A 22,771-nucleotide genomic window follows, 5' to 3' on the forward strand; every position below is an offset into this window, starting at 1 on the left:
ATGAAAATAATTCCGGCTATTGATATTATTGACGGCAAATGTGTTCGTTTGTCAAAAGGAGATTATAACACAAAGAAAATATACAATGAAGACCCTGTAGAAGTGGCGAAAGAATTTGAAAGTTTTGGCATTCAGTTTCTTCACCTGGTGGATCTTGATGGAGCAAAATCAAAACATATTGTCAATCAGAAAGTTCTGGAAAATATTGCTCATTCCACTTCATTACATATTGATTTTGGAGGAGGCTTAAAAACTCAGGAAGATATTGAAACAGCTTTTAATTCTGGGGCAAAACAGATTACTTTAGGAAGTATTGCCGTTCAAAATCCTGAATTCTGCTATGAAATGATCCAAAAATACGGTGCTGGGAAAATTATTCTCGGGGCAGACTGTGACAACAGAAAGATTAAAACCTCCGGATGGCTTGAAGAAAGTGATAATGATATTATTGATTTCATCCTTCAGTATCAGGAAAAAGGAATTCAATCTGCAATCTGTACCGATATTGCAAAAGATGGAATGCTGGAAGGTCCATCAACAGGACTTTATATTGAGATTTTATATAAAACATCGGTTCAGCTTGTAGCGAGCGGAGGTATTTCCGGGATTGCTGATGTGTATAAAATGAAAGATATCGGTTGTGCAGGCACAATCATAGGAAAAGCAATTTATGAAGGAAAAATAAGCTTACAACAACTTCAAAATTTTATTGAAAATGCTTAAGAAAAGAATTATTCCATGTCTGGATATTAAAGATGGAGCTACTGTGAAAGGAATCAATTTTGAAGACCTTAAAAATGCAGGAGATCCCGTAGAGCTTGCCAAAAAATATGAACAGGAAGGAGCAGATGAACTTGTTTTTCTTGATATTACAGCAACTATTGAAAACAGAAAAACCTTTGTAGATCTGGTAAAAGATATTGCAAAAGAGCTCAGCATCCCTTTTACCGTGGGCGGCGGAATTTCCTCTGTAGAAGATGTAAGAAAACTTTTGGAAGCCGGGGCAGACAAAATCAGTATCAATTCCTCAGCGGTAAAAAATCCGGCACTTATTTCTGATTTAGCCAAAGAATTTGGAAGCCAGTGCGTTGTGGTGGCTATTGATACAAGACAAGTGGGCGGTAAAGATCTGGTTCATATCAAAGGAGGAAGAGAAGCCACTGAACTTTCTACAGTAGAATGGGCAAAACAAGCTGAATCTCTTGGTGCAGGAGAAATTTTGCTAACTTCGATGGATGGCGATGGCACAAAAAATGGCTTTGATCTTCGCATTACAAAGCTGGTTTCTGAAGCGGTAGGCATTCCGGTGATTGCTTCAGGCGGTGCTGGTGCCGTCGATGACTTTGTTAAAGTATTCAATGAAACAAAGGCTACAGGAGGATTGGCAGCCAGTATTTTCCATTTTAATGAAATAAGCATTCAGGATTTAAAACAGCAATTAAAAACTCAACAAATAGAAGTACGATGAAAATAGATTTTAATAAAGATAACGGGCTTGTTCCGGTAGTCATTCAGGACAACAGAACACTACAGGTTTTGATGTTGGGCTACATGAATGAAGAAGCTTTCGAAAAAACAAAAGTGGAAGGAATAGTTACTTTTTTCAGCCGTTCCAAAAACAGACTCTGGACAAAAGGAGAAGAATCCGGTAATTTTTTAACCGTAAAAAGTATTGATATTGACTGTGATCAGGATACCATTTTAATTAAAGCCGTTCCGAAAAATGTAGTTTGTCATACGGGAAGTTTCAGCTGTTTCGGAGAAAAGAATACGAAAGGATTTCTATATGAACTGGAAGAAAAAATTTCTCAGCGAATAGATACCAAAGCTGAAGGCTCATATACCTATTCGCTTTACCAGAGAGGAATCAATAAAATGGCTCAAAAAGTAGGAGAGGAAGCCGTAGAACTCGTTATAGAAGCGAAAGATAATAACGAAGAGCTCTTTAAAAATGAAGCTGCAGATCTGCTGTATCATTTCCTGATTTTATTGAAAGCCAAAGGATTTTCAATGGAAGATATTGAAGAAATTCTTAAAAACAGAGATAAATAAAGAGATGGTTTTAAAAGTGTCATTCTGAATGAAATGAAATGTAGTGAAGAATCTCATATGTTTGGTTATCAATAAGATTCTTCCTTCGTCAGAAATCGAAGATTCGACGCAGTCAATGACAAAAACCACATAATTCAATTTTTAATGCAGCAACTTTCTCATTAACACAAAGAAGACATCCAAAATCAAATAGATTGGTGCACGTTTTTATACATGATGATTATCAGTTGCTGTTAATGAAATAAACTATAATGATTAGACAGGTTGATTATTTTATTTAAAAATGGTTAATAAAAGCAATTAAAACTATATCAAGAGAAAGGTTGTTAAAAGATCCAAAATTCAAAGCTTGTTAAAAATCGTACTTTTGTTTTTAATTATTCTAAATAACACTTAAGTATGACTAAATCTATTTTCTTAATCGGAAGCCTTGTGACATTTTCTCAAGTCGCTGCCCAGAAAAAAGATTCATTAGAGCAAAACAGACTTGATGAAGTGATTGTTACCGCATCAAGATCTCCGGAAATTGTAAAGAAAACAGCTTCTACAGTTAATATCATCAACAAAAAAGAAATTGCAGAACAATCATTGATTTCAGCTGATCTCAGTAATATTTTGGCTTACAAAGTTCCCGGATTAGCATTTGGGAATAACCTGGTGAGCAATAGAGGGCAGACATTAAGAGGGAGAAATGTTCTGATTATGATTGATGGAATTCCACAATCCAGTCCTTTACGTAATAATGACAGAGAAATCAGAAGTATTGATCCTTCGGTCTTAGAACAGATTGAAGTGGTGAAAGGAGCGACTTCAATTTACGGAAATGGCGCAGAAGGAGGAATCATTAATTATATTACTCAAAAAAGTACTTCCAGCAAAGCTTTTTCAGGAAGAACTGTATTAGGATTTACCAGCCATGATTTGTTTAATAACAAAATGTTTAAATCAGATGGTGGCGCAGGGTACAGAATTTCACAAAGCTTCTTTGGTAAAGCAGGTAAGTTCGATTATCTGGTGAATGGAACTCTTACTCAAAACGGAGTAAAAATAGACGGTGAAGGATTAGTCCAGAATCCAAGATACGGATTGGGCGAGACTGCTGTCAACAATATTTTTGCGAAGATAGGATATGACCTGAATGAGAATAACAGATTGGAAGCGATGTATAATTACTATTCGAGTCTGCAGGATTCCAAATATATTCTGGATCAGGGAAAATACGGCGAACTGCCTTCTACCGGTAAATTAGGAGATAGAGAAGGAGTGAAAGAAGGAACAAGATATAACCACAATGGATATCTTAAATATATCAATAAGAATATTTTCCATAACACCACCCTTAATACAACCTTGTATTTCCAGGACTTTTATACTATTTATGATTACAGGAACGCTCCGAGATGGAAAACAGGAGGACAATCGGCTATTTTAGAAAAAAAATACGGTCTCAGAGCAGATTTTAATACAGAATTTGGAAAAGACAAAGGATTAAAAGGTTCATTGACATATGGTCTGGACCTCTTAAATGAAAAAACAAGTCAGCCGTTGGTTGATGGAAGAATGTGGGTTCCGGAAATGAATATGCTGGCAGCAGCACCTTTCGTACAGGGAAAATTATTCCTTACAGATGATTTGACAGTAAAGGCAGGTGTTCGATGGGATAAAATGTCTGTAAAAGTTCCGGATTATACTACGTTGCCTTCCAACAAAGATGTTCCGTTCAACGTAGAAGGAGGAAGATTGAATTATTCAAATCTGTCTTATAATGTAGGTGTGAGCTATGTAGCATTTGATTTCTTCCAGCCTTTCACTTCTTATTCCAGAGGATTTAATATCTATGATCTGGGACGTGTACTTAGAGATGCTAAAAGCAATGTCTTAAGCGAAATTAATACAGATCCCGTAGTTATTGACAATTACGAAATTGGTTTCAACAGTAAAATAGGGCAGTATGTAGATTTTTCAGCCAGCTATTTTTACAATTATTCCAAACTGGGAGCTGATCTTGTCTCTGTGAATGGTTTCTGGACTCCGCTTCGTGCTCCTCAGTACATCAACGGGGTAGAATTGGCAGTGAATATCTATCCGACACAGGGATTAACGATCGGAACCAATTATACGTATCAGGAAGGAAAAGTAGATGTGAGAAATGACAACAGCTATGAAAAATATTTAAGCGGTTTAAGAATTGCACCTGCAAGGTTGAACTCTTTCGTAAAATGGAATGATAAAGCTCAAAAATTACAGCTCGGAGTTTATCACATGTACTCATTTAAAAGAGATCAATTTGAACCTGATGCTTCAGGAAAGTATGATGAAGGAGAAGGACCTGTGAAAAGCTTTAACCTTTTCAATGTTCAGGGAAGCTATAAATTGAATAAACTCCTGACAGTAGGTCTTGGGATAGAGAATGTATTCAACACTTCTTATTTCACACCAACCTCGATGTATACCGCTCGTGACGCAGAATACGTCCGCGGAAATGGAAGATATTATACGGTTTCTCTTAATTTTAATTACTAATCTGAATCCTCTTTATAAAAAAACAGCCCTTTTCGAAATAGAAAAGGGCTATATTTTTTTAAGTGAAATGATATACTATCTTTCGATCATAATATTCTTAACAAGTGTTTCTTCACCTACTTTCAAAACTCCAATATACACTCCGTTTTGTAAACTTGAAACATCAATCTTTCTTTCGTTATTTACTTTCAGAAGAGATCTCCCCAGAGAATTACTGATTTCAAAACTGAAGTTGGCTTCTTTAGAATCCGGTAAGTCAATATTAAGGATATTGTTGGCAGGATTAGGATAGATTTTTACCGCCTCTAATGAGTTTTTAGCAGCTGCTTTGCTCATTGTAGTAGTTGCTGTTGCAAAATGCTGTAAAGCGCCTACAGTAGCCTTCCCGATATTATAAACATACACAGGATCCATATTGGTAAAGGTATCTTTTGAAGAGTGTGGATAGGTGCTTCTGATTCTTTCAAAATATCCTGTAATTACTTCACCTTTCTGCTCAAAAGGAATATAATCTGTATCTGCTGCAGGATCTACAGCTGTCTGAAGAGGAGAGTAGAGCGCTGTACAGTTTCTCAACTGCTGAGTCACTGCTGCAGAAGCTGCATTGTTACTGGAAACACCTCCCTGATCTTCATCACAGTAGACCGTGTTATTATTATTTCCTTTCACACCGCCTACCTGATCCAGATTGATGACCAGTTTGATATCCAATTTGCGGACACCTCCCTGATAGACCACATTGTTCACATAGTGACTGCTTCCTTTTAATCCTTGCTCTTCGCCGGAAAAATGGATAAACTTGATTGAATATTCAGTAGGAACATTTCTTAAAATTCTTGCTGCTTCCAGAATGATGGACGTTCCGCTGCCATTGTCATTCACTCCCGGACCATAAATAGTATCGAAATGGCCGCAGATAATAACATACTTGTTAGGATAAAGCGTTCCGGTTTTGGTAATAATTAAGTTTTTGGAGCTCGTACTTCCGAAAGTAAACGGACTTTCTACGATTTGGCTGGCAGTATAGCCATAAGAAGTATACTTGTTTTTGATCCAGTTCAAAGTGTTGGTATTGGCCACAGAACCAGTAGTTTTTACGCCTAAATTACTAAACTCCTGAAGATTGGCAGTAATGTTGGCCTGGGTAACCATATCCGCTCTGTCTTTGTAAACCTGGATAAAGCTTTGAGCCCCGATGAACTGCATCACAAATGCAGTGCACAAAAGTGTTGTGAATTTTTTCATATAAATAATATTATTTTGGTGACACGAATGTAGTAAATAAATCACAACAAAGTGTTTAATGTATCAAAATAAAATGAAATTTAATATGAATATCATACTTGTTTTCTGATTTTCATTGTAAATGATTGAATTGTAACCGGTAGTAAAAAAATAAAAACCTCTGAATGGCTTCAAAGGTTTTTTATGTAATAAAGTTGTATTATAAATTATCTTTCGATCATCACTTTTCTTACTACAGTTTGATCTCCCGTTTTTAAAATCCCAAGGTAAGCACCATTTTCCAATCCGGAGGAATTGATTTTTGTTTCATTGGTTCTCTTGAAAATTGATCTTCCCTGGAAGTCGGTAATTTCAAAAGTGAAATTCTTAATTCCGGAATCCGGAAGTTCAATATTGATGACATTCTTTGCAGGATTTGGATAGATCTTTATATTTTCAAGGGTATTCTTTACTACAGTTTCATGAGTGCCCAGTGTTCCTGTAGCAACCGCGAAATGCTGTAATGCTCCTACTGATGCTTTTCCTATTTTATAAATATATACAGGATCCGTATTGGCAAACGTATCATTCACTGTATGTGGATAGGTACTTCTGATTCTTTCAAAGAAACCTGTAATTACCTCACCTTTCTGTTCAAAAGGAATATAATCTGTATCTTCAGCAGGGTCTACGGCCGTAAGAAGAGGAGAGTACAATGCAGTACAGTTTCTTAGTTCCTGCGTTACAGCAGCGGAAGCTGCGTTATTTGTTGATAATCCACCCTGATCTTCATCACAGTAAACAGTATTGTTATTATTTCCCATCACACCGCCTACTTGATCCAAGTTGAAAACAAGCTTAATATCCAAAACGCGGTTACTTCCCTGGTAGGCAACTGTGTTAGCATAATGTGTACTTCCTAAAAGTCCTTGCTCTTCACCAGAAAAATGGATGAATTTTATAGAATATTCGGTTGGTACATCTTTCAGAATCCTTGCTGCTTCAAGGATAATAGACGTTCCGCTTCCGTTATCATTAACTCCCGTGCCGGTAATACTGTCGAAATGTCCACAGATGATCACGTATTTATTAGGATATACGGTTCCTGTTTTAGTAATGACAAGGTTTTTGGAGCTGTAACTTCCTGAGGTAAAAGGGTCTTCTGCCATTTGGCTGACAGTATATCCGTAGGAAAGGTATTTGGTTTTAATCCATTCCAGAGCGTTGTTATTGGCTGTCGTCCCTGTTTTTTTTACACCTAATCCTGCAAATTCCTGAAGAGATGTGGTGATATTGGTTTGATTTACCATATTTGCTCTGTCCTGATAAGCCTGAATGAAACTTTGAGCATTCATACTATACATAGCAATAGAGGCCAGTAAAAAAGTAGAGATTTTCTTCATTGTATGATTCTAATCCATGAAATATTGATGAAATTTAAGCTTACATCAATATTCAGGATGATATTATTTATTAATGATTATTTTTTTTGTAGTATTTCCTTTTTCTGTCTTTACGGTAACCATATAAATTCCGTTTTTAAGGGCTGAAGTATTTATTTTTTCCTCGTTTTCAACATTGAGAACTGAATTTCCTACCATATCATTAATTTCAACTTTAAATTGTTTTACCTTCTGTTGAAATTCTATCGTCAGAAGATCTTTCGCTGGGTTAGGATACACTCTTACTGCTTCTGTTGAATTTTGTGTAGTTTCTTTGGTGCCTAGAAGATTGCTGGTTGTAGTAGCTACGGCAAAATGCTGCAAAGCTCCCACAGCGGCTTTCCCTACATTGAAAACATAGACAGGATCAAGATTGGCGTAAGTATCATTTACAGTATGCTCATTACTACTTTGGATCGTTTCATAATATCCTGTAATGGTATATCCTTTGCCCTCAAAAGGCATGTAATCTGAGCTGTAAGCATGAGAAAGATTAGTCTGAAGAGGAGAGTAAAGGGTAGTGCAGGTCATCAGTTCCTGAGTCATCGTATTAGAGATTGCGTTGTTGGAAGATATTCCGCCTTCATCTCTTTCACAGTTGATTGTATTGTTGTTATTTCCTATAAGACCTCCTACCTGATCAATATTTAGAACCAGTTTTATATCCAGAACACGTGTACCTCCCTGGTAAGCAACATTATTTACATAATGATTACTTCCCACAAGACCTTGCTCTTCACCGGAAAAATGAATAAACTTGATTGAATATTCTGTAGGAACATCTTTCAGAATTCTTGCTGCTTCAAGAATAATGGAAGTTCCGCTGCCATTGTCACTTACGCCAGCTCCTACAATGGTATCATAGTGCCCACAGATAATGACATATTTGTTGGGGTATAAAGTTCCGGTTTTGGTAATAATGAAATTTTTTGAGGCATTACCTCCGTAGGTAAAAGCATCTTCAGAAAAGTCACTGGCTGTATATCCGTAAGACAGATATTTATTTTTAAGCCAGTCAAAAGCATTGTTATTAGCCGTTGTTCCCGTTTTTTTTACACCCAATCCTGCAAATTCCTGAAGATTGGTGTTGATATTGGTTTGGGTAACCATATCAGCTCTGTCTTTATAAGCTTGAATAAAACTCTGTGCACCAATAGTTTGTAGGGCAATAGACGTCAGTAAAAAAACTGCAGCTTTTTTCATTGTAATACTTTCTTTAGAGATTGCTAATATAGCAATAAATCATTATTTATTGTCAATAATTATGGATATATTGACTGTATTGCTTCTTTTTTCAATAATAATATGTCTTTTTATTTAATTTGTTATTATGTTGGTTTTGTATTCTTTTAATTGGTTGTATTGATTTATATTTTTCTATTATTTTAGATATTTAATGTTAAATATTTAGTATTTGATTCATGTGAGCAATGTATTTCAGTATTGATGTCTCAAATTATTATAAAATCTACAGGGAATTGTATTTTGTACGAAGCCATAATAAGATTGAAAACTATACAACAAAAAAATCCCGGGAAAAACCCGGGATCTATATTGATAACAAAATCTATTCTACATTATTTTACTTGATCTACAACAGCTTTGAAAGCTTCAGGGTGATTCATTGCTAAATCTGCTAAAACTTTTCTGTTAAGTTCGATGTTGTTCTTTTTAAGAGCTCCCATAAATTGAGAGTAAGACATTCCGTGCTCTCTAGTTCCCGCGTTGATACGAGTGATCCAAAGTGCTCTGAAATTTCTCTTCTTCTCTTTTCTACCACGGTAAGCATATTGCATTGCTTTTTCTACCGCGTTTTTAGCTACAGTCCAAACGTTCTTTCTTCTTCCGAAGAAACCTTTAGCTTGCTTAAAAATTTTCTTTCTGCGAGCTCTTGAAGCTACGGCATTTACTGATCTTGGCATAATTTAAATTGTTTTTTTGAAAAGGGCGGCAACTGATGTTACTCTTATTTGCTCCGTTCCAGGGTTAAATTGTTGAATTTGTTTTGAATTCTTATAAACCGAATATAGATTTATAAAAACTACTTAATTGCTAATTGACGTTGAACGCTTTTTTCGTCCACTTTAGCTACGTAAGAAGTAGTAGTAAGATTTCTCTTCTGCTTAGTTTCTTTCTTAGTTAAGATGTGGCTTTTGTAAGCATTTTTTCTTTTGATCTTACCAGAACCAGTAAGAGCAAAACGCTTTTTAGCACCTGATTTCGTTTTTAATTTTGGCATTGTTTTGCTTTTTTATTGTTTTTGTTATCAATATCTGTTTTGGTTACCCCTAAAGACATTAGGAATAATAGTGTGCAAAGATACGAAAAAAATCAATTCGAGCTTCCATAATCTTTGGTTTTATCCTCTTTATATAAAAAAACCACCTCTGTGCAGAAGCGGCTATCCATCAAAAAATTATTTTTTATAAGAAGTCTTCAACAATAATGTCGTTTCTTTCTTCATTATTTCCTCCTAAAACAACTTTAATTCTGAAACCTGTAGGAATAGCTGCTCCCGCTCTTGAATAAAGCTGAAGTTTCACATGTGGGTTAGCCACATAATAATTAACAGCAGTATTAGAGCTCCAAAGCGGGCTTCCGTCTCTGTAGATCACCATGTTTCCATCATTTTGTACAATAAGAGATGGAGTACCTGTACTTCTGTAGGTATTGGAATGCCATAATACAGTATTAAGTCCTGGTCTTTCTCTGTATAGAACAAGGTTGTTATCCGTTTGCATGATGAATCGGTAAGTACTTCCGTTGTATTCCATGCTGATAGATTGTCCTGCACTTAAAGTTTGAGGGTGGTTGGTAGATTCTTTTAAAAGAGTGTAACGTGTAAGGTCTATAAGACGGGATGCACTCTTTCCATCTGCAGTAGTAGTTTTCTCAATTTGTGTATTCGCATTCACATTGTCAAGATCATTGTCCTGAGCGCAAGATGCAAGAAGCATCGGAAGACTTAATAAAGTCAGTAATTTGGTTTTCATAATTATTATTTAACGACACGAATTTAATAATAATACTCTTAAATCACAAGTTTGAGATTAAAAAAATACACTTAATCCCTTTATTTAAAGTATTTTTTAATTATATTTAAAACACTTATTAGTGTATTGTATTAAAAAAGCATCATTTATTAAAATGATGCTTTTGGGATATTTTAATACAAATTAATTATGATTGAAAAAAAGATAATAAGTCTTTATTGATAGTTTCTGCTTCTGTTGTCGGCATACCGTGTGGAAAACCAGGATAAGAAATTAGTTTTCCGTTTTTAAGCAGGGTAGCAGCCACTTTACCTGTTGTTTCGAAAGGAACAATCTGATCATCTTCACCGTGCATTACCAATACAGGAACATCTACACTTTTAAGATCTTCTGTAAAATCTGTTTCAGAGAAAGCTTTTACACAGTCGTAATGAGCTTTGATAGAACCGCTCATACCTTGTCTCCACCAGTTTCTCTGGATTCCTTCAGAAACATTGGCTCCTTCTCTGTTGTACCCATAAAAAGGGAAGGTAAGATCAATGAAGAATTGCTGTCTGTGCTTAGCTGTATTATTTCGGATATCATCAAAAACAGAAATTGGAACTCCATTTGGGTTGTTGTCATTCTGAACCATAATAGGAGTAACTGCGCTTACCAAAACAGCTTTTGAAACTCTTCCGTTACCATGTTTTGCAACATATCTGATCACTTCACCACCTCCTGTAGAATGTCCTACATGGATGACATCTTTTAAATTTAAGGCTTCTACTATTTCTGCTACATCAGAAGCATAGGTATCCATATCGTGACCATAAGGAGTTTGCTCTGACCTTCCGTGTCCTCTTCTGTCATGAGCAATTACTCTGTATCCCTGTTCAAGGAAGAAAAACATTTGTGCATCCCAGTCATCACTTGATAATGGCCATCCGTGGTGGAAGTAAATAGGTTGTCCTTTTCCCCAGTCTTTGTAGTAAATTTCTGTTCCGTCTTTTAATGTAAGTGTGCTCATTGTTTCTTTTTTTAATGATTAATAATAGAGTGTATTTGACTTTTTTATATTCACAAATGTAGATAGAAAATCTTCACTATATCTTGATGTAAGATAATAATTGATTAATAATTGTTAAACAATAATAATATACAGGTAGTATTATTTTAAAATATATGAGCTATAAGTCTTTATATTATAGAAATAGATCAATAAAAAACTCAAAACAACTTTTAGATTGTCTATGAAAGACTGTAGATACCGTGAAAAATAGCTGATAATCGGGATTGTCTTATTGTTTGATTCTCTCTAATATTGAGGGGTAATATGATGTGAAATTCAGAAATATCTGATGATTTCTATAACTTTCTTCTTTTAAAAACTTTTCTAACTTATAAATTTAATTGATCTATGCTTTCATCCGCAGATTTACACCTTGAGAGAGCATTATTCCTTGCTGTGCTGATTATATTTTTTGGAGCAGGAATTTTATGCACACTCATTATTTTGATCATTCATTCTTTACAGAAGAAGAATAAAACGGCACGTTATTATTTTCTTTCATTCCTGCTTTCCGGAGTTATGGGACTCATATTAGCTGCATTTTATTTGAGTGTAATACTGTCTTAACAGGTTGAAAATTATATATTAAAAGTATTTTAGAAAATATTCATGTGATGTAAAAAACCACTGTTATCAGGGATATTTTCGTGTAACAGCTGTTATTATCTTTGAAATCGAAAATTGATTAAGAAGTAAAGTGGCGAAACACCAATATTAATTCAATAACTTCTATAGCTTTCTTTTTCACCCATAATGAAAGGATAAATTCTTATTTCGAACAAACACTACAATATAAGCATGGGTAAAAGCAATAACAAAATAAAATTGGGTGGAGAAGAAGCTGTAAAAGTAATAATTGATCTGGATAGGATTGCCGTTTTGCTTTACGGAATAAAAAGTTATTTTACCGAACAAAACAGCCTCAAAATCAATTAGCGGTATTTACCTATATTTACATTCTTTACTATACTAAAACTTAATAAAGATAAGGGGCTGATGCACAGGTTGCTATTTGTATTTACTTTAATTATTTGTCCGTTTTTTGTTCAGGCACAAGATGTTTTAAGCAAATTAGAAAGGGAGTTCAAACATGCTTCAAACAATACTGCAGAACAATTGAATCTTGCTCCCAGATACGCTACAGCCTTATTTTTTCATAATCGTAAACCTCAGTCTTATCAGATTTTAGAAACCAATATTTCCATTGCTAGAAAACAGCCTGATGGGAAGTATGCCACTATTTTATATGCCGTGCAAGCCATGAATTACCGGCTGGATAATAAAGAATCTGAATCTTCAAAAAGCCTGGAAATGGCAAAAGCGTACAGCTTGAAAACAACCAGCAACGAAGCCAAGGGTTATCTGCAATATGCAAAAGGCTGGATTTTGATCCGTAATAATAAAACGACTGATGCTGTTGCCGCTTACCTGAAAGCTATCGAATATTATGAAGACTCACCAATCACTTCCACACTATATGGAAGATTGGGTAATACAGCCAAGGAGTTATCTGCCATTTATTCTGACCTGAATGAATATCAGCTGGAAGAAAAATACAGCAAACAATTTCTATTGTTAGCTTCTAAACAAAATGATCCCAATCTTATCTTTGATGCTTATATGCGGATGGGGTACGTATATGAACAAAAATATACACAGGATCCATCCAATACAGTGTTTCGAAATAAAACAGAACAGTATTATTTACAGGCTATCGCTACTTTCAATAAAAAGAAAGATGCTATGCTTAGCGGAAATAGCCTTTCATATGCGGCCATCAATTTAGCGAATTTATATACTGGGTTTGATAGCAGTAAGGCAATGCAATATGCCCAACTCGCTAATAAGGTGAGTCTGGAAATCGGTGATGCTATTCACATTGCTTCTTCATTTGGGATTTTAGCAGAATTGGCATTACAGGATAAAAATTATGATTTAGCTAAGTCTTATTTTCTGAAAGCTTCTATGGAAATTGGGAAAAGCCCGGTAAGAAATCATATGATAGAATTGTCTGTCCTTGAATCTTTATCCAGAATTAGCGAAGAACAGGGCAATTATAAAGAAGCGCTCACTTATTATAAAGGTTATGTTGATCAATATAAAAGCGTTTACGATCAGGAAAAACTGGATATTACCAAAAGGCTGGAATCCCAATTTGATAAAGAACGGCAGGAGCAGAAATACATAAAGCTTCAGCTGGAAAGTGATAAAAAAGTGCAGGAAATTAAATTAATCAACATTCTTCGGGCACAACGTGAGCAGGTGTACAACAACTTAAAGCTGGTAGAAGAAAATCAACGGGAACGATTGAAATTCTCAGAACTTGAATCGGAGAAAAAGGAACAGCAGCTTCGTTTGGCAAAATTAGAAACCCAACAGAAGAGTGATGATATTAACAACTATAAAAAGCTGCTGGCATTTAAAGAAAAGATCAATACCTACTATATTTTCTTTATCATATTCTTCATTATTCTGATCCTGTTATTGTTGTATGCTTATAAACAACGCGCCAAGTCTCTTAAGCGAAGAGATGAATTGCATGCCTTAGCAATGGAACAGGAGAAACAAAACTCGAAAATATCTACGCTTACTGCATTGTTGGAAGGGCAGGAACAGGAGCGTGGCCGGCTTGCCCGTGATCTTCATGACGGATTGGGAGGTCTACTTTCCGGAACGAAGCATCAGTTGTCTTATTTAAACCCTCATCAGTCTGAAAATATGGAAGAAGGAATTTCCAAATCAATTAATCAGATTGATGGAGCGGTAGAAGAGTTAAGGCGTGTTGCTCACAATTTAATGCCGGATCTGTTAATGAAATATGGTCTGGAAGTAGCTATTCAGGAGTTTGCTTCCCGTATTTCCAATAATGCTTTAGAAATTCACACAGAATTTATCAATTACAGCAATTCTGTATATCAGGAAAAACAATTGATCATATACAGAATCATTCAGGAATTGGTCAATAATGCCATAAAACATGCCAACACTTCCGAGATTATTATTCAGATAAGCGAAGAAGAAAATGTATTAAACATTACGGTAGAAGATAACGGTCAAGGTTTTGATCCTAAAAGCTTAGACGTTAGAAAAACAGCAGGTTTTCATAATATAGAATTAAGAATCCAATTTTTAAAAGGAACAATGAATATTACTTCCGAACGGAATATTGGTACCAGTATAGAACTTCAAATTCCTATTCATTAAACATGATAAAAGTAGCCATAACAGATGATCACCCACTTCTCTTAGAAGGATTGAAGAATATTTTAGGAAACAGTGATACCATAGATGTAGTAGATTGTTTCAAAAATGTTTCAGAAATGAATGCAGGTCTCGCAAAACAAACAATCGATATTTTATTGCTGGATATCAATCTGGTAGATACCAACAGTATCGAACTCATAAAACCTTTAAAGAAAAAGTATAACAATCTTCAGATTATTATACTCAGCGTTCACAATGAACTGCCTGTCATTAATAGTTCTCTGGCAGAAGGTGCTTCGGGGTATATTCAAAAAAATGCTTCAGTTTCTGAAATTCTGGAAGGAATTAGCTCAGTATATGATGGCAAACAATTCTTATGCTCGCAAACTAAGTCTGTTTTGGAGAAAAAATCAGCTGATGGGCTCAATCAGGTTCCGAAGCTGACCCGAAGAGAAAAGGAAATTCTTGGGGAAGCTGCGAAAGGACTTACCACCAATCAAATGGCAGAAAAACTGTTTATCAGTCCGCATACCGTAGAAAGCCACAGAAAGAACCTTATTGAGAAATTCCAGACATCCAATCTTAGTTCAGCCATCAAATTAGCGATAGAATATGGATTGATTATTGAATAAAATATTTATCTACAAAAAAGGCCTGCTTACATCGTAAAAGCAGACCTTTTTCTTATATAATCAAATAATTGGTGTGTTTTAATCTTTGAATTCCAACGCTGCCTGAAACAGGTTTTTCTTTCCTATTAAATCATATTCGTCATTATATTCAGGCTGATACATCAGGATGAAAACTCTGCCATCAAAATCCTTTAAATTGATAGGCTGGTCTACCATAATATCATAAAACCTTGTGATAGTACGTGTAGCAGTCCATTGTTTAGCATTACCTTTAGGGTTTTTATCAAATCTGTGATCTTTCGCATCTGTATAATACCAATAAGAAGGAGCAGAATCCATCAGAAACATTTCTTTGTCCTTATTGTAGAGTTCCTCCGCCATACCCGTATTCTGAAACCATGGAACCTCTTGTGTGCTTAAAAGTCCCAAAGCTCCTGCATAAATATCCTTATTTGTAGTGGCTCCCACTAGAAATCCTTCCAGATTGGTAGAAGTGATTTCGAACTGGAAAGTGGATTTCTTCAATTCGTAAACATCATTCACAGGTTGAATTACTTTTCCATCCTGTTTTATCACTACTTTTAACGATTGTGCGAAAGTCATAAAACTTAGTAAACAGAAAAGAATCGTCAAACTTAATTTTTTCATTGTATCTCTTTAAATAATTGCAGCAAAGATATTAGACTTTATTCCCTTACACACTGGCTGATTTCAGGGGTTTTTTATCTTATTAATAGGTTAAAACAAATCCGCCTTTAACTGGATCTTTATATAAGCTGTTTTCTGCTTTTTACCATTTACCGCAGCAGAATTAAGTGGAAAAACTTCTGCATAAAAGGTATTGTTATCTGTCCAGAATGCCTTTTTATCATCAGCTATTTTGAAGTTGGTGAAATTCACATATAAAAGATTGTCCTGTTTCTTGGTTTGCGGTAAATATTTAGCGATAATAAAATTACTCCCCACATCATTATTAGAGGAAACAGAGGTAACCCAGCTCTTGGTTGGAAGAATTTGTGGATAGCCATCAGTACTTAACTCAAACATCACTGCATTTTTTATATTGTAAAATGAATAGTAAGATTCTGCGACTTCATCGGAATTTTCTTTAAAAACCTCAAGATTCAGGAAAGGTGATCTTCCCACGTATTCATTCGCAAGTGGACCCGTTTCTGTGGATATACTTTCATGCTGTGTAATAACCTCTTTTCTGCCATTTTCAATGTATACCCAGTTATCATCCTGTAGTTTCATATTCGGATTTTTTACTAATGGTTCATTGATTGTATTTTTTGAACTGGTTTTAAATTCCTGTTCTGAAATCTCAGTAATAGTTCCAAATTTCTTAAAAGATTTATTTTTAAAATCATCAGATTGTTTAAATGTGCTGCTTCTGATTTCATAAAGATCCACACCATTTAAAGTTAATTCAAATGACGGAGTGAATTCTGACTTCAAAACAAAAGCTTCAATGCTGTTCGAAATATTGTTATTAATGCTGTAGTGAATAGAGTAGAAGTCTTCAAACTCTTCAAATCCATAATAATTATCGAACTTATTATAAGCTACTTTCAGATGAGCGGCATCTTTGCTGGGAGTTACAAAAAACTGGACAGAGTCAAGCTTGGTAAATAATTGAAATGGTACCTCCTGAACATTATCCACTCCTTTTATTTTTTTAAAATCGGCAAGTGTTATCAGTTTTTGCTTAACTTCAGTTTCTGCCTTGCTTGTTTCTGACGTTTTGTTTTGTTGATTGCATCCCAGAAAAACCACCATAGATGATATAACGATTTGATTGAATATTTTCATTTTCTCTATTTTGGGCAAATGTATCAGTATTCACACCTGTGGCCAACAAAACTACCTAATATAGGGGATAAATGGCTGAAAACAGGGATATATTGAACGATAGAATTTGGACAATTTTACAAAATGATAAACCAAGTATTATAGATTATTTTAAAAAGATGAAAAACGTAATAACCAGCCTTTCAATTGCGATAGTATTGTTAACTTCCTGTTCGCCTGCTACAGAAAAAAAAGTGGAAAAAAATGCTTCTCCAGATGTAAAAACAGCACCTGTTTCAGTTTCTAAAACCGATATGGAAAAGAAGGCTATATCAAAATTAGAAATACCTGGTGATTTTGCTTCGCTGGTCCCTATTGATGTATTGAATAGTAAAAGTACAAATGTGTATGAGAAATATGGTATAGAGTTCTCGGGTAACTGTTATTCCTGTGACTTAACAAGTTTGTCCATCACAAAGAAGAAAATAAGATGGACCAATGTCTGCGATGAAAAAGATACCTTTGAGATCAGTGATTTTTCATATTCTATAGAAGGAAATAAAACTATTTTTAAAACACCGGAAAGAACTTATATTTTAACTCAAATAGATAAAGCTCCCGTTTACGAACTTGTTATAGAAGGTCAGAAACTGGAAATGAAAGGCAAAAGAATATCCACCTATTTCACAACCGAAAAAGCTTTTGAGCTTTTTACAGAGCATGATTGCGGTAATTTCGAAGGATAAATTATAAAAGAATATTAATCGTTGATTCAGTTAGAGTAGTCTGGGTCAGCGATTCCTGTGTTTTACTGAATTTTTGCAACAAAAAAACCTCAAAGCAATTTGAGGTTTTATATGTGAAATAATGACTTAATTATTTTGCTGGTTTTTTAGGACTCATCATCATAATCATTCTTTTTCCTTCAAGTTTAGGAAGCTGGTCTACTTTACCTACGTGCTCCAATTCCTGAGCAAGCTTTAAAAGCAAAATTTCTCCCTGATCTTTAAAGATAATCGAACGTCCTTTAAAAAATACGTAGGTTTTTAATTTAGAACCTTCTTCAAGGAATTTCTCAGCATGCTTCTTTTTGAATTCATAATCGTGGTCATCTGTCTGAGGTCCGAAACGGATCTCTTTTACTACCACTTTTACCTGCTTAGCTTTAAGTTCCTTTTGTTTTTTCTTTTGCTCATATAAGAATTTCTTATATTCTAATATTCTTGCAATAAAAGGTTCTGCTTTATCAGAAATTACTACTAAATCCAATTCCTGATCCGCAGCAATCTGTCTTGCTTTGTCAATTGGATAAATTCCTGGCTCTACGTTATCGCCCACCAAACGAAGCTCTCTCACACGAATTTTATCGTTGATCAAGTGTAAGTCCTCTTGTACCGGACGTCTTTGTGGGCCCCTGTTGTTAAATCTTTGTGCTATTGTATTATAATTTTATTGGTTAACTACTTATTTTAATTGATTTAAATATCTAAAATTGAAAGATTCATTAATTCATTAATCTTTGAATCCTTCAATCTTTTAATTTTAAATTTATATTGCTGCTTCTTTTTTGAAGTAAGCAACGAAATCCTCCATCTTCATTACTCCAAGATCTCCTTCTCCACGTCTTCTTACAGAAATCGTGCCTTCTTTTTCTTCATTTTCTCCTACTACAAGCATGAAAGGAATCTTATTTAATTCTGCATCACGGATCTTTTTACCTGTCTTCTCGTTTCTATCATCAATCTGACCGCTAATATCGTGATTTTCCAAAAATTGTGAAACTTTTTTTGAATAATCTACATATTTTTCACTGATCGGTAGAATAATAAACTGATCCGGGCTTAGCCATAATGGGAAATCACCAGCTGTGTTTTCCAGTAAGATAGCAATGAAGCGCTCCATAGAACCAAATGGTGCTCTGTGGATCATTACCGGTCTGTGTTTTTCATTATCATTTCCGATATAATGAAGGTCAAACCTTTCTGGTAAGTTGTAATCTACCTGGATAGTTCCCAGCTGCCATTTTCTTCCTAAAGCATCTTTCACCATGAAGTCAAGCTTAGGACCGTAGAATGCCGCTTCTCCGTATTCAACTACCGTTTTTAAACCTTTCTTCTGAGCTGCATTGATGATTGCACTTTCTGCTTTCTCCCAATTCTCATCAGAACCAATGTACTTTTGTTTGTTTTCAGGATCTCTTAATGATACCTGGGTTACAAAATCTTCAAACCCTAAAGATTTGAATACATAAAGTGTAAGGTCAATTACTTTTTCAAATTCTTCAGAAAGCTGATCCGGAGTACAGAAAAGGTGAGCATCATCCTGAGTAAATCCACGAACTCTTGTCAATCCGTGAAGCTCTCCACTTTGCTCATATCTGTATACCGTACCGAATTCTGCATATCTTTTTGGTAAATCTCTGTAGCTCCATTGTGAAGTTTTGTAAATTTCACAGTGGTGAGGACAGTTCATTGGCTTCAATAAGAATTCTTCTCCTTCGTTCGGAGTTTTAATCGGCTGGAAGCTGTCTTCCCCGTATTTATCCCAGTGTCCTGAAGTTACATATAATTCTTTTGCCCCGATGTGTGGAGACATTACGAATTCATAACCTCCTTTTTTCTGAGCGTCAGAAAGGAAATTCTCCAATTTTCTTCTTAAAGCAGTACCTTTTGGTAACCAAAGTGGTAAACCAGCACCTACTTTTTCAGAGAATGCAAAAATTCCAAGTTCTTTCCCTAATTTTCTGTGGTCTCTTCTTTTAGCTTCTTCTAATCTTTCAAGATATTCAGTAAGATCTTTCTGTTTAGGGAAAGAAATACCGTATACTCTTGTTAATTGAGGATTTTTTTCATTTCCTCTCCAGTAAGCTCCTGCTGCATTTAAAATCTTAACTGCCTTCACAATTCCTGTATTTGGAATGTGACCACCACGACATAAGTCTGTGAAGTTATCGTGCGTTACAAAAGTGATTTCTCCGTCATTAAGATTAGAGATCAATTCTACTTTGTAAGGGTTGTCTGCATATGTTTTTAAAGCATCTTCTTTAGAAACCGGATATAGAGAGAATGTAGACCCTTTCTTCGCGTTTTCTAAGATCTTTTTCTCAATCTTTTCAAAATCTTTTTCAGATAAGCTTTCATCCCCGAAATCTACATCATAGTAGAATCCGCTTTCAATAGCCGGACCGATTGTCAACTTAGCATTAGGATAAAACTCAAGGATAGCCTGCGCCAAAAGGTGGGCAGAAGAATGCCAGAAAGCCTTCTTTCCAAGATCATCATTCCACGTCAAAAGCTGTACCGTAGAATCCGTGGTTATAGGTGTGGTTATTTCTACTTGTTGATCATTAACAATTGCGGAGATGGTGTTTCTTGCCAATCCCTCGCTTATAGATTTTGCCACATCTAGAGGAGTCACTGCTCCTTCGAATTCTTTGACGCTATTGTCTGGAAGTGTAATTTTTATCATTGTTTACTAAGAAATTTTAAGATGCAAAAATACGGAATTTTTAGATAAAATACTATATTAGCCTATATTTAGAATGAGAATTAATATTAAAATGAAAAAGTTATTCGTGGTTTTTGTCTCATTGAGTGCCACATTCTGTTTTTCGCAGAAAAGTACATCCACATTTTCTGTTACTTACAATAGAAATATTGAGACTTATTTTCTTGTAGAAATACTGTCTGCAGAGCACCGAAAGAATAATAAGGATTTTGAACTTTATAAGATAAAAGAGTGTTCTGTTTATCAGCCGGTTGTTAAAAATGCCTTACAGAAATACGGCCATTTGAAAGACTCAGATATTGCTGTTTCAACCGCCAGACTCAATGATATTTTATTGAAAAAATATGGGAGTGGAAATGATGCAATGATGAAACCTCTAATGTATCATAAGGAATTTCCGGATGTGGAATGGATTAATGAATATCACTTTGAAAACAATAATCTTACAAAAGAACAGAATAAAGAAGCAACAGATTTAATTAAAAATTATCTTTCAGAGCTTTCAAAATTCTACATTAAGGAGAATATCGGACAGTTTTTTAAAGAGAATGAAACCTTTTATAAGGGGGGAATAGCAGAATACAGAAAACAGATTCCTGACGGATTTACGAGAGCCATGGAACAATTTTATGGTGAAAGTTTTAATAGTTATACTATTATTATTTCCCCTATGATGATGTGGCCTATTGAAGATAATGAAGGAAGAGGAATTGGTACCAATGTCATATTACCATCCGGGCAACAGAATATTTACGAGATTGCCAGCCCGTTTGTAAGGGTACAGAAACCAGGAGAATTTGGGTATGACAATCAGTTTCAGGCCCGGTTTTTAAGTGTTCACGAATTTGGACATTCCTTTGTCAATAAAGAAGTTTATCAAAACACAGATAAGCGTACAAAATTTAAAGACCTATTCGAAAAATCAAAATTAAAGGAAACCATGATCAGAACAGGAGGTTATGGAGATTATCAGACCTGTGTAGCTGAACATTTGGTAAGATTAGGCGAAATTGAAACCGCCAGAATTCAAAAAGATAAGGAAAGGGTAAAAAGACTTCAGGAATATCATCTGAAAAATAATTTCATTTTTATTCCATTATTAGAAGAGAAATTAAAAGAATATCATTCTGACAGGAAAAAATATAAAACATTCGGAGCTTTCGTACCAAAACTGCTTGAAATTTTTGAAAACAGTTCTGTGGAATTTATCAATGGTGAACTTAACAAAATAGAAAATAAAAATTCCAATATTACAATACAATGAATACTATAAATGTAGATTTGCACTGCGACTTATTATGCTATTTACTTGAGCCGGGCGCATTAATTGATGACAAAGAACTTGGCTGTTCACTTCCTTATTTAAAAGAAGGAAATGTAAAGCTTCAGGTTATGGCCATATACTCAGCAACAGGGGCCAATAGTACTGCTTATGGAGCAAAACAGAGCGAAATATTTTCAAATTTCCTTCAAAATGAAAATTTTTTCTTGTTCGAAGGAGAAAACTATAAAAATTCTGAGAACAAAGACAAAGTAGGAGTTATCGCTTCTATTGAAAATGCATCCGGTTTCTGTGGCGAAGATGATACTTTAGAAACTGGTTTTAAAAATCTGGAAGCAATCATTGAAAAAACACAGCGAATTCTTTATCTTGGAATAACCCATCATACTGAAAACCGCTTTGGAGGAGGGAACTATTCTGATGTAGGACTTAAAGATGACGGGAAAGTTTTGCTTGACTATTTTTCAGAAAAAAACATTGCTATTGATCTTGCCCATACCAGCGATCAGCTTGCCTACGGAATTCTTAATTATATAGATCAAAGAAACTATAAGATTCCTATCTTGGCAAGTCATTCTAACTATAGACCAGTACATGACAAAAAAAGAAACCTTCCTGATGAACTGGCAAAAGAAGTCATTAAAAGAAAAGGATTGATAGGACTCAATTTTATCCGCAATTGTGTCGATGATAAAAATCCTGAGATGTTATACGAACATATTCAGTACGGTCTTGATCTGGGTGCGGAAGATGCTATTGCGTACGGTGCCGATTTTTTCTTTTGCAAAAACCATCCTGATAAATCCCGTCATCCTTTTTTCTTTGAAGGATACGATGATGCATCCGCTTTTAATGCAATCAATAAAGAAATTGAAAAACGTTTCTCTTCCGAATTGTTAGAAAAGATCAGTCATAAAAATGCATTGGATTTCATAGAGAATATGTATAAATAAAATCATTCTTATCGGATCAAATCAATGCATAATTATAACAGGTCGCTCCTCCGGATCTCTAATTTTAAAACTAAATATTTCCTATTAATAGTTAGCTCTTATTGAAGATGGATTTGA

General features: G+C 34.9%; 21 protein-coding genes. 10 read left to right on the plus strand and 11 right to left on the minus strand.

Going from position 1 to position 22,771, the window contains the following annotated elements; translation table 11 throughout:
- The 4 genes from hisA (at position 1) to ACM6F9_RS08275 (ending at position 4,575) form a co-directional block, all read left to right on the plus strand.
- Positions 1-723 (plus strand): 1-(5-phosphoribosyl)-5-[(5-phosphoribosylamino)methylideneamino]imidazole-4-carboxamide isomerase, encoded by a 723-nt coding sequence (gene hisA, locus ACM6F9_RS08260; protein ID WP_414845268.1) that lies wholly within the window; start codon positions 1-3, stop codon positions 721-723.
- A complete protein-coding gene (hisF, locus tag ACM6F9_RS08265; protein WP_414845269.1) occupies positions 716-1,468 on the plus strand; it encodes an imidazole glycerol phosphate synthase subunit HisF in 753 nt (250 codons plus the stop codon). The genes hisA and hisF overlap by 8 nt, the downstream gene beginning before the upstream one ends.
- A complete protein-coding gene (gene hisIE, locus ACM6F9_RS08270) occupies positions 1,465-2,052 on the plus strand; it encodes a bifunctional phosphoribosyl-AMP cyclohydrolase/phosphoribosyl-ATP diphosphatase HisIE (RefSeq protein ID WP_414845270.1) in 588 nt (195 codons plus the stop codon). The genes hisF and hisIE overlap by 4 nt, the downstream gene beginning before the upstream one ends.
- A 399-nt stretch (positions 2,053-2,451) precedes the next feature.
- Positions 2,452-4,575, plus strand: coding sequence for a TonB-dependent receptor (locus ACM6F9_RS08275; protein ID WP_414845271.1), 2,124 nt, complete (start codon positions 2,452-2,454; stop codon positions 4,573-4,575).
- Positions 4,576-4,650: 75 nt separating this feature from the next.
- Here ACM6F9_RS08275 and ACM6F9_RS08280 read toward each other — a convergent pair whose 3' ends face one another.
- The 7 genes from ACM6F9_RS08280 to ACM6F9_RS08310 all read right to left on the minus strand — a co-directional run bounded on the left by ACM6F9_RS08280 (position 4,651) and on the right by ACM6F9_RS08310 (position 11,243).
- Positions 4,651-5,820: a M28 family peptidase gene (locus ACM6F9_RS08280; RefSeq protein WP_414845272.1), complete on the minus strand. Its 1,170-nt coding sequence runs from the start codon at positions 5,818-5,820 to the stop codon at positions 4,651-4,653.
- Positions 5,821-6,026: 206 nt separating this feature from the next.
- Complete coding sequence (locus ACM6F9_RS08285) at positions 6,027-7,202, minus strand: M28 family peptidase (RefSeq protein WP_414845273.1); 1,176 nt, start codon at positions 7,200-7,202, stop codon at positions 6,027-6,029.
- Between the two features lie 63 nt (positions 7,203-7,265).
- Positions 7,266-8,444 carry a M28 family peptidase gene (locus tag ACM6F9_RS08290; RefSeq protein ID WP_414845274.1) on the minus strand — a complete coding sequence of 393 codons (1,179 nt, stop codon included), beginning with the start codon at positions 8,442-8,444 and terminating at the stop codon, positions 7,266-7,268.
- A 374-nt stretch (positions 8,445-8,818) separates the two neighbouring features.
- Positions 8,819-9,163 (minus strand): 50S ribosomal protein L20, encoded by a 345-nt coding sequence (gene rplT / locus ACM6F9_RS08295; RefSeq protein ID WP_034694451.1) that lies wholly within the window; start codon positions 9,161-9,163, stop codon positions 8,819-8,821.
- A 119-nt stretch (positions 9,164-9,282) separates the two neighbouring features.
- Positions 9,283-9,480 (minus strand): 50S ribosomal protein L35, encoded by a 198-nt coding sequence (gene rpmI / locus ACM6F9_RS08300; protein ID WP_002979658.1) that lies wholly within the window; start codon positions 9,478-9,480, stop codon positions 9,283-9,285.
- Between the two features lie 184 nt (positions 9,481-9,664).
- Positions 9,665-10,234 carry a hypothetical protein gene (locus tag ACM6F9_RS08305; RefSeq protein WP_414845275.1) on the minus strand — a complete coding sequence of 190 codons (570 nt, stop codon included), beginning with the start codon at positions 10,232-10,234 and terminating at the stop codon, positions 9,665-9,667.
- Between the two features lie 187 nt (positions 10,235-10,421).
- A complete protein-coding gene (locus ACM6F9_RS08310; protein WP_414845276.1) occupies positions 10,422-11,243 on the minus strand; it encodes an alpha/beta fold hydrolase in 822 nt (273 codons plus the stop codon).
- A gap of 390 nt (positions 11,244-11,633) precedes the next feature.
- Here ACM6F9_RS08310 and ACM6F9_RS08315 point away from each other — a divergent pair, with 390 nt between their 5' ends.
- From ACM6F9_RS08315 to ACM6F9_RS08325, 3 genes are all read left to right on the plus strand, one after another.
- Positions 11,634-11,852: a hypothetical protein gene (locus ACM6F9_RS08315; RefSeq protein WP_414845277.1), complete on the plus strand. Its 219-nt coding sequence runs from the start codon at positions 11,634-11,636 to the stop codon at positions 11,850-11,852.
- Positions 11,853-12,281: 429 nt separating this feature from the next.
- The gene (locus tag ACM6F9_RS08320; RefSeq protein ID WP_414845278.1) at positions 12,282-14,489 is read left to right on the plus strand and encodes an ATP-binding protein; all 2,208 of its coding nucleotides are present in this window, start codon (positions 12,282-12,284) and stop codon (positions 14,487-14,489) included.
- Positions 14,490-14,491: 2 nt separating this feature from the next.
- Complete coding sequence (locus tag ACM6F9_RS08325) at positions 14,492-15,121, plus strand: response regulator (RefSeq protein ID WP_414845279.1); 630 nt, start codon at positions 14,492-14,494, stop codon at positions 15,119-15,121.
- Positions 15,122-15,199: 78 nt separating this feature from the next.
- Here the strand turns inward: ACM6F9_RS08325 and ACM6F9_RS08330 are convergent, their stop codons facing one another.
- Complete coding sequence (locus tag ACM6F9_RS08330; protein ID WP_414845280.1) at positions 15,200-15,769, minus strand: hypothetical protein; 570 nt, start codon at positions 15,767-15,769, stop codon at positions 15,200-15,202.
- A 90-nt stretch (positions 15,770-15,859) separates the two neighbouring features.
- Positions 15,860-16,933, minus strand: a complete 1,074-nt coding sequence (locus tag ACM6F9_RS08335; RefSeq protein WP_414845281.1) for a resolvase — start codon at positions 16,931-16,933, stop codon at positions 15,860-15,862.
- A gap of 71 nt (positions 16,934-17,004) precedes the next feature.
- Between ACM6F9_RS08335 and ACM6F9_RS08340 the strand changes: the two genes are divergently transcribed.
- Positions 17,005-17,658, plus strand: coding sequence for a hypothetical protein (locus tag ACM6F9_RS08340; RefSeq protein ID WP_414845282.1), 654 nt, complete (start codon positions 17,005-17,007; stop codon positions 17,656-17,658).
- Between the two features lie 130 nt (positions 17,659-17,788).
- Here the strand turns inward: ACM6F9_RS08340 and infC are convergent, their stop codons facing one another.
- Positions 17,789-18,289 carry a translation initiation factor IF-3 gene (gene infC, locus ACM6F9_RS08345; protein WP_185097810.1) on the minus strand — a complete coding sequence of 167 codons (501 nt, stop codon included), beginning with the start codon at positions 18,287-18,289 and terminating at the stop codon, positions 17,789-17,791.
- A gap of 171 nt (positions 18,290-18,460) precedes the next feature.
- Positions 18,461-20,380: a threonine--tRNA ligase gene (gene thrS, locus ACM6F9_RS08350; protein ID WP_414845283.1), complete on the minus strand. Its 1,920-nt coding sequence runs from the start codon at positions 20,378-20,380 to the stop codon at positions 18,461-18,463.
- A 91-nt stretch (positions 20,381-20,471) separates the two neighbouring features.
- Here thrS and ACM6F9_RS08355 point away from each other — a divergent pair, with 91 nt between their 5' ends.
- Complete coding sequence (locus tag ACM6F9_RS08355; protein ID WP_414845284.1) at positions 20,472-21,683, plus strand: DUF4932 domain-containing protein; 1,212 nt, start codon at positions 20,472-20,474, stop codon at positions 21,681-21,683.
- On the plus strand, positions 21,680-22,654 hold the full coding sequence (locus tag ACM6F9_RS08360; RefSeq protein WP_414845285.1) for a dipeptidase: 975 nt from the start codon (positions 21,680-21,682) through the stop codon (positions 22,652-22,654). The genes ACM6F9_RS08355 and ACM6F9_RS08360 overlap by 4 nt, the downstream gene beginning before the upstream one ends.
- Positions 22,655-22,771: the final 117 nt, after the last annotated feature.

Origin of the sequence: Chryseobacterium sp. IT-36CA2 (genome assembly GCF_949767875.1) — a bacterium.
Classification (GTDB): Bacteria; Bacteroidota; Bacteroidia; order Flavobacteriales; family Weeksellaceae; genus Chryseobacterium.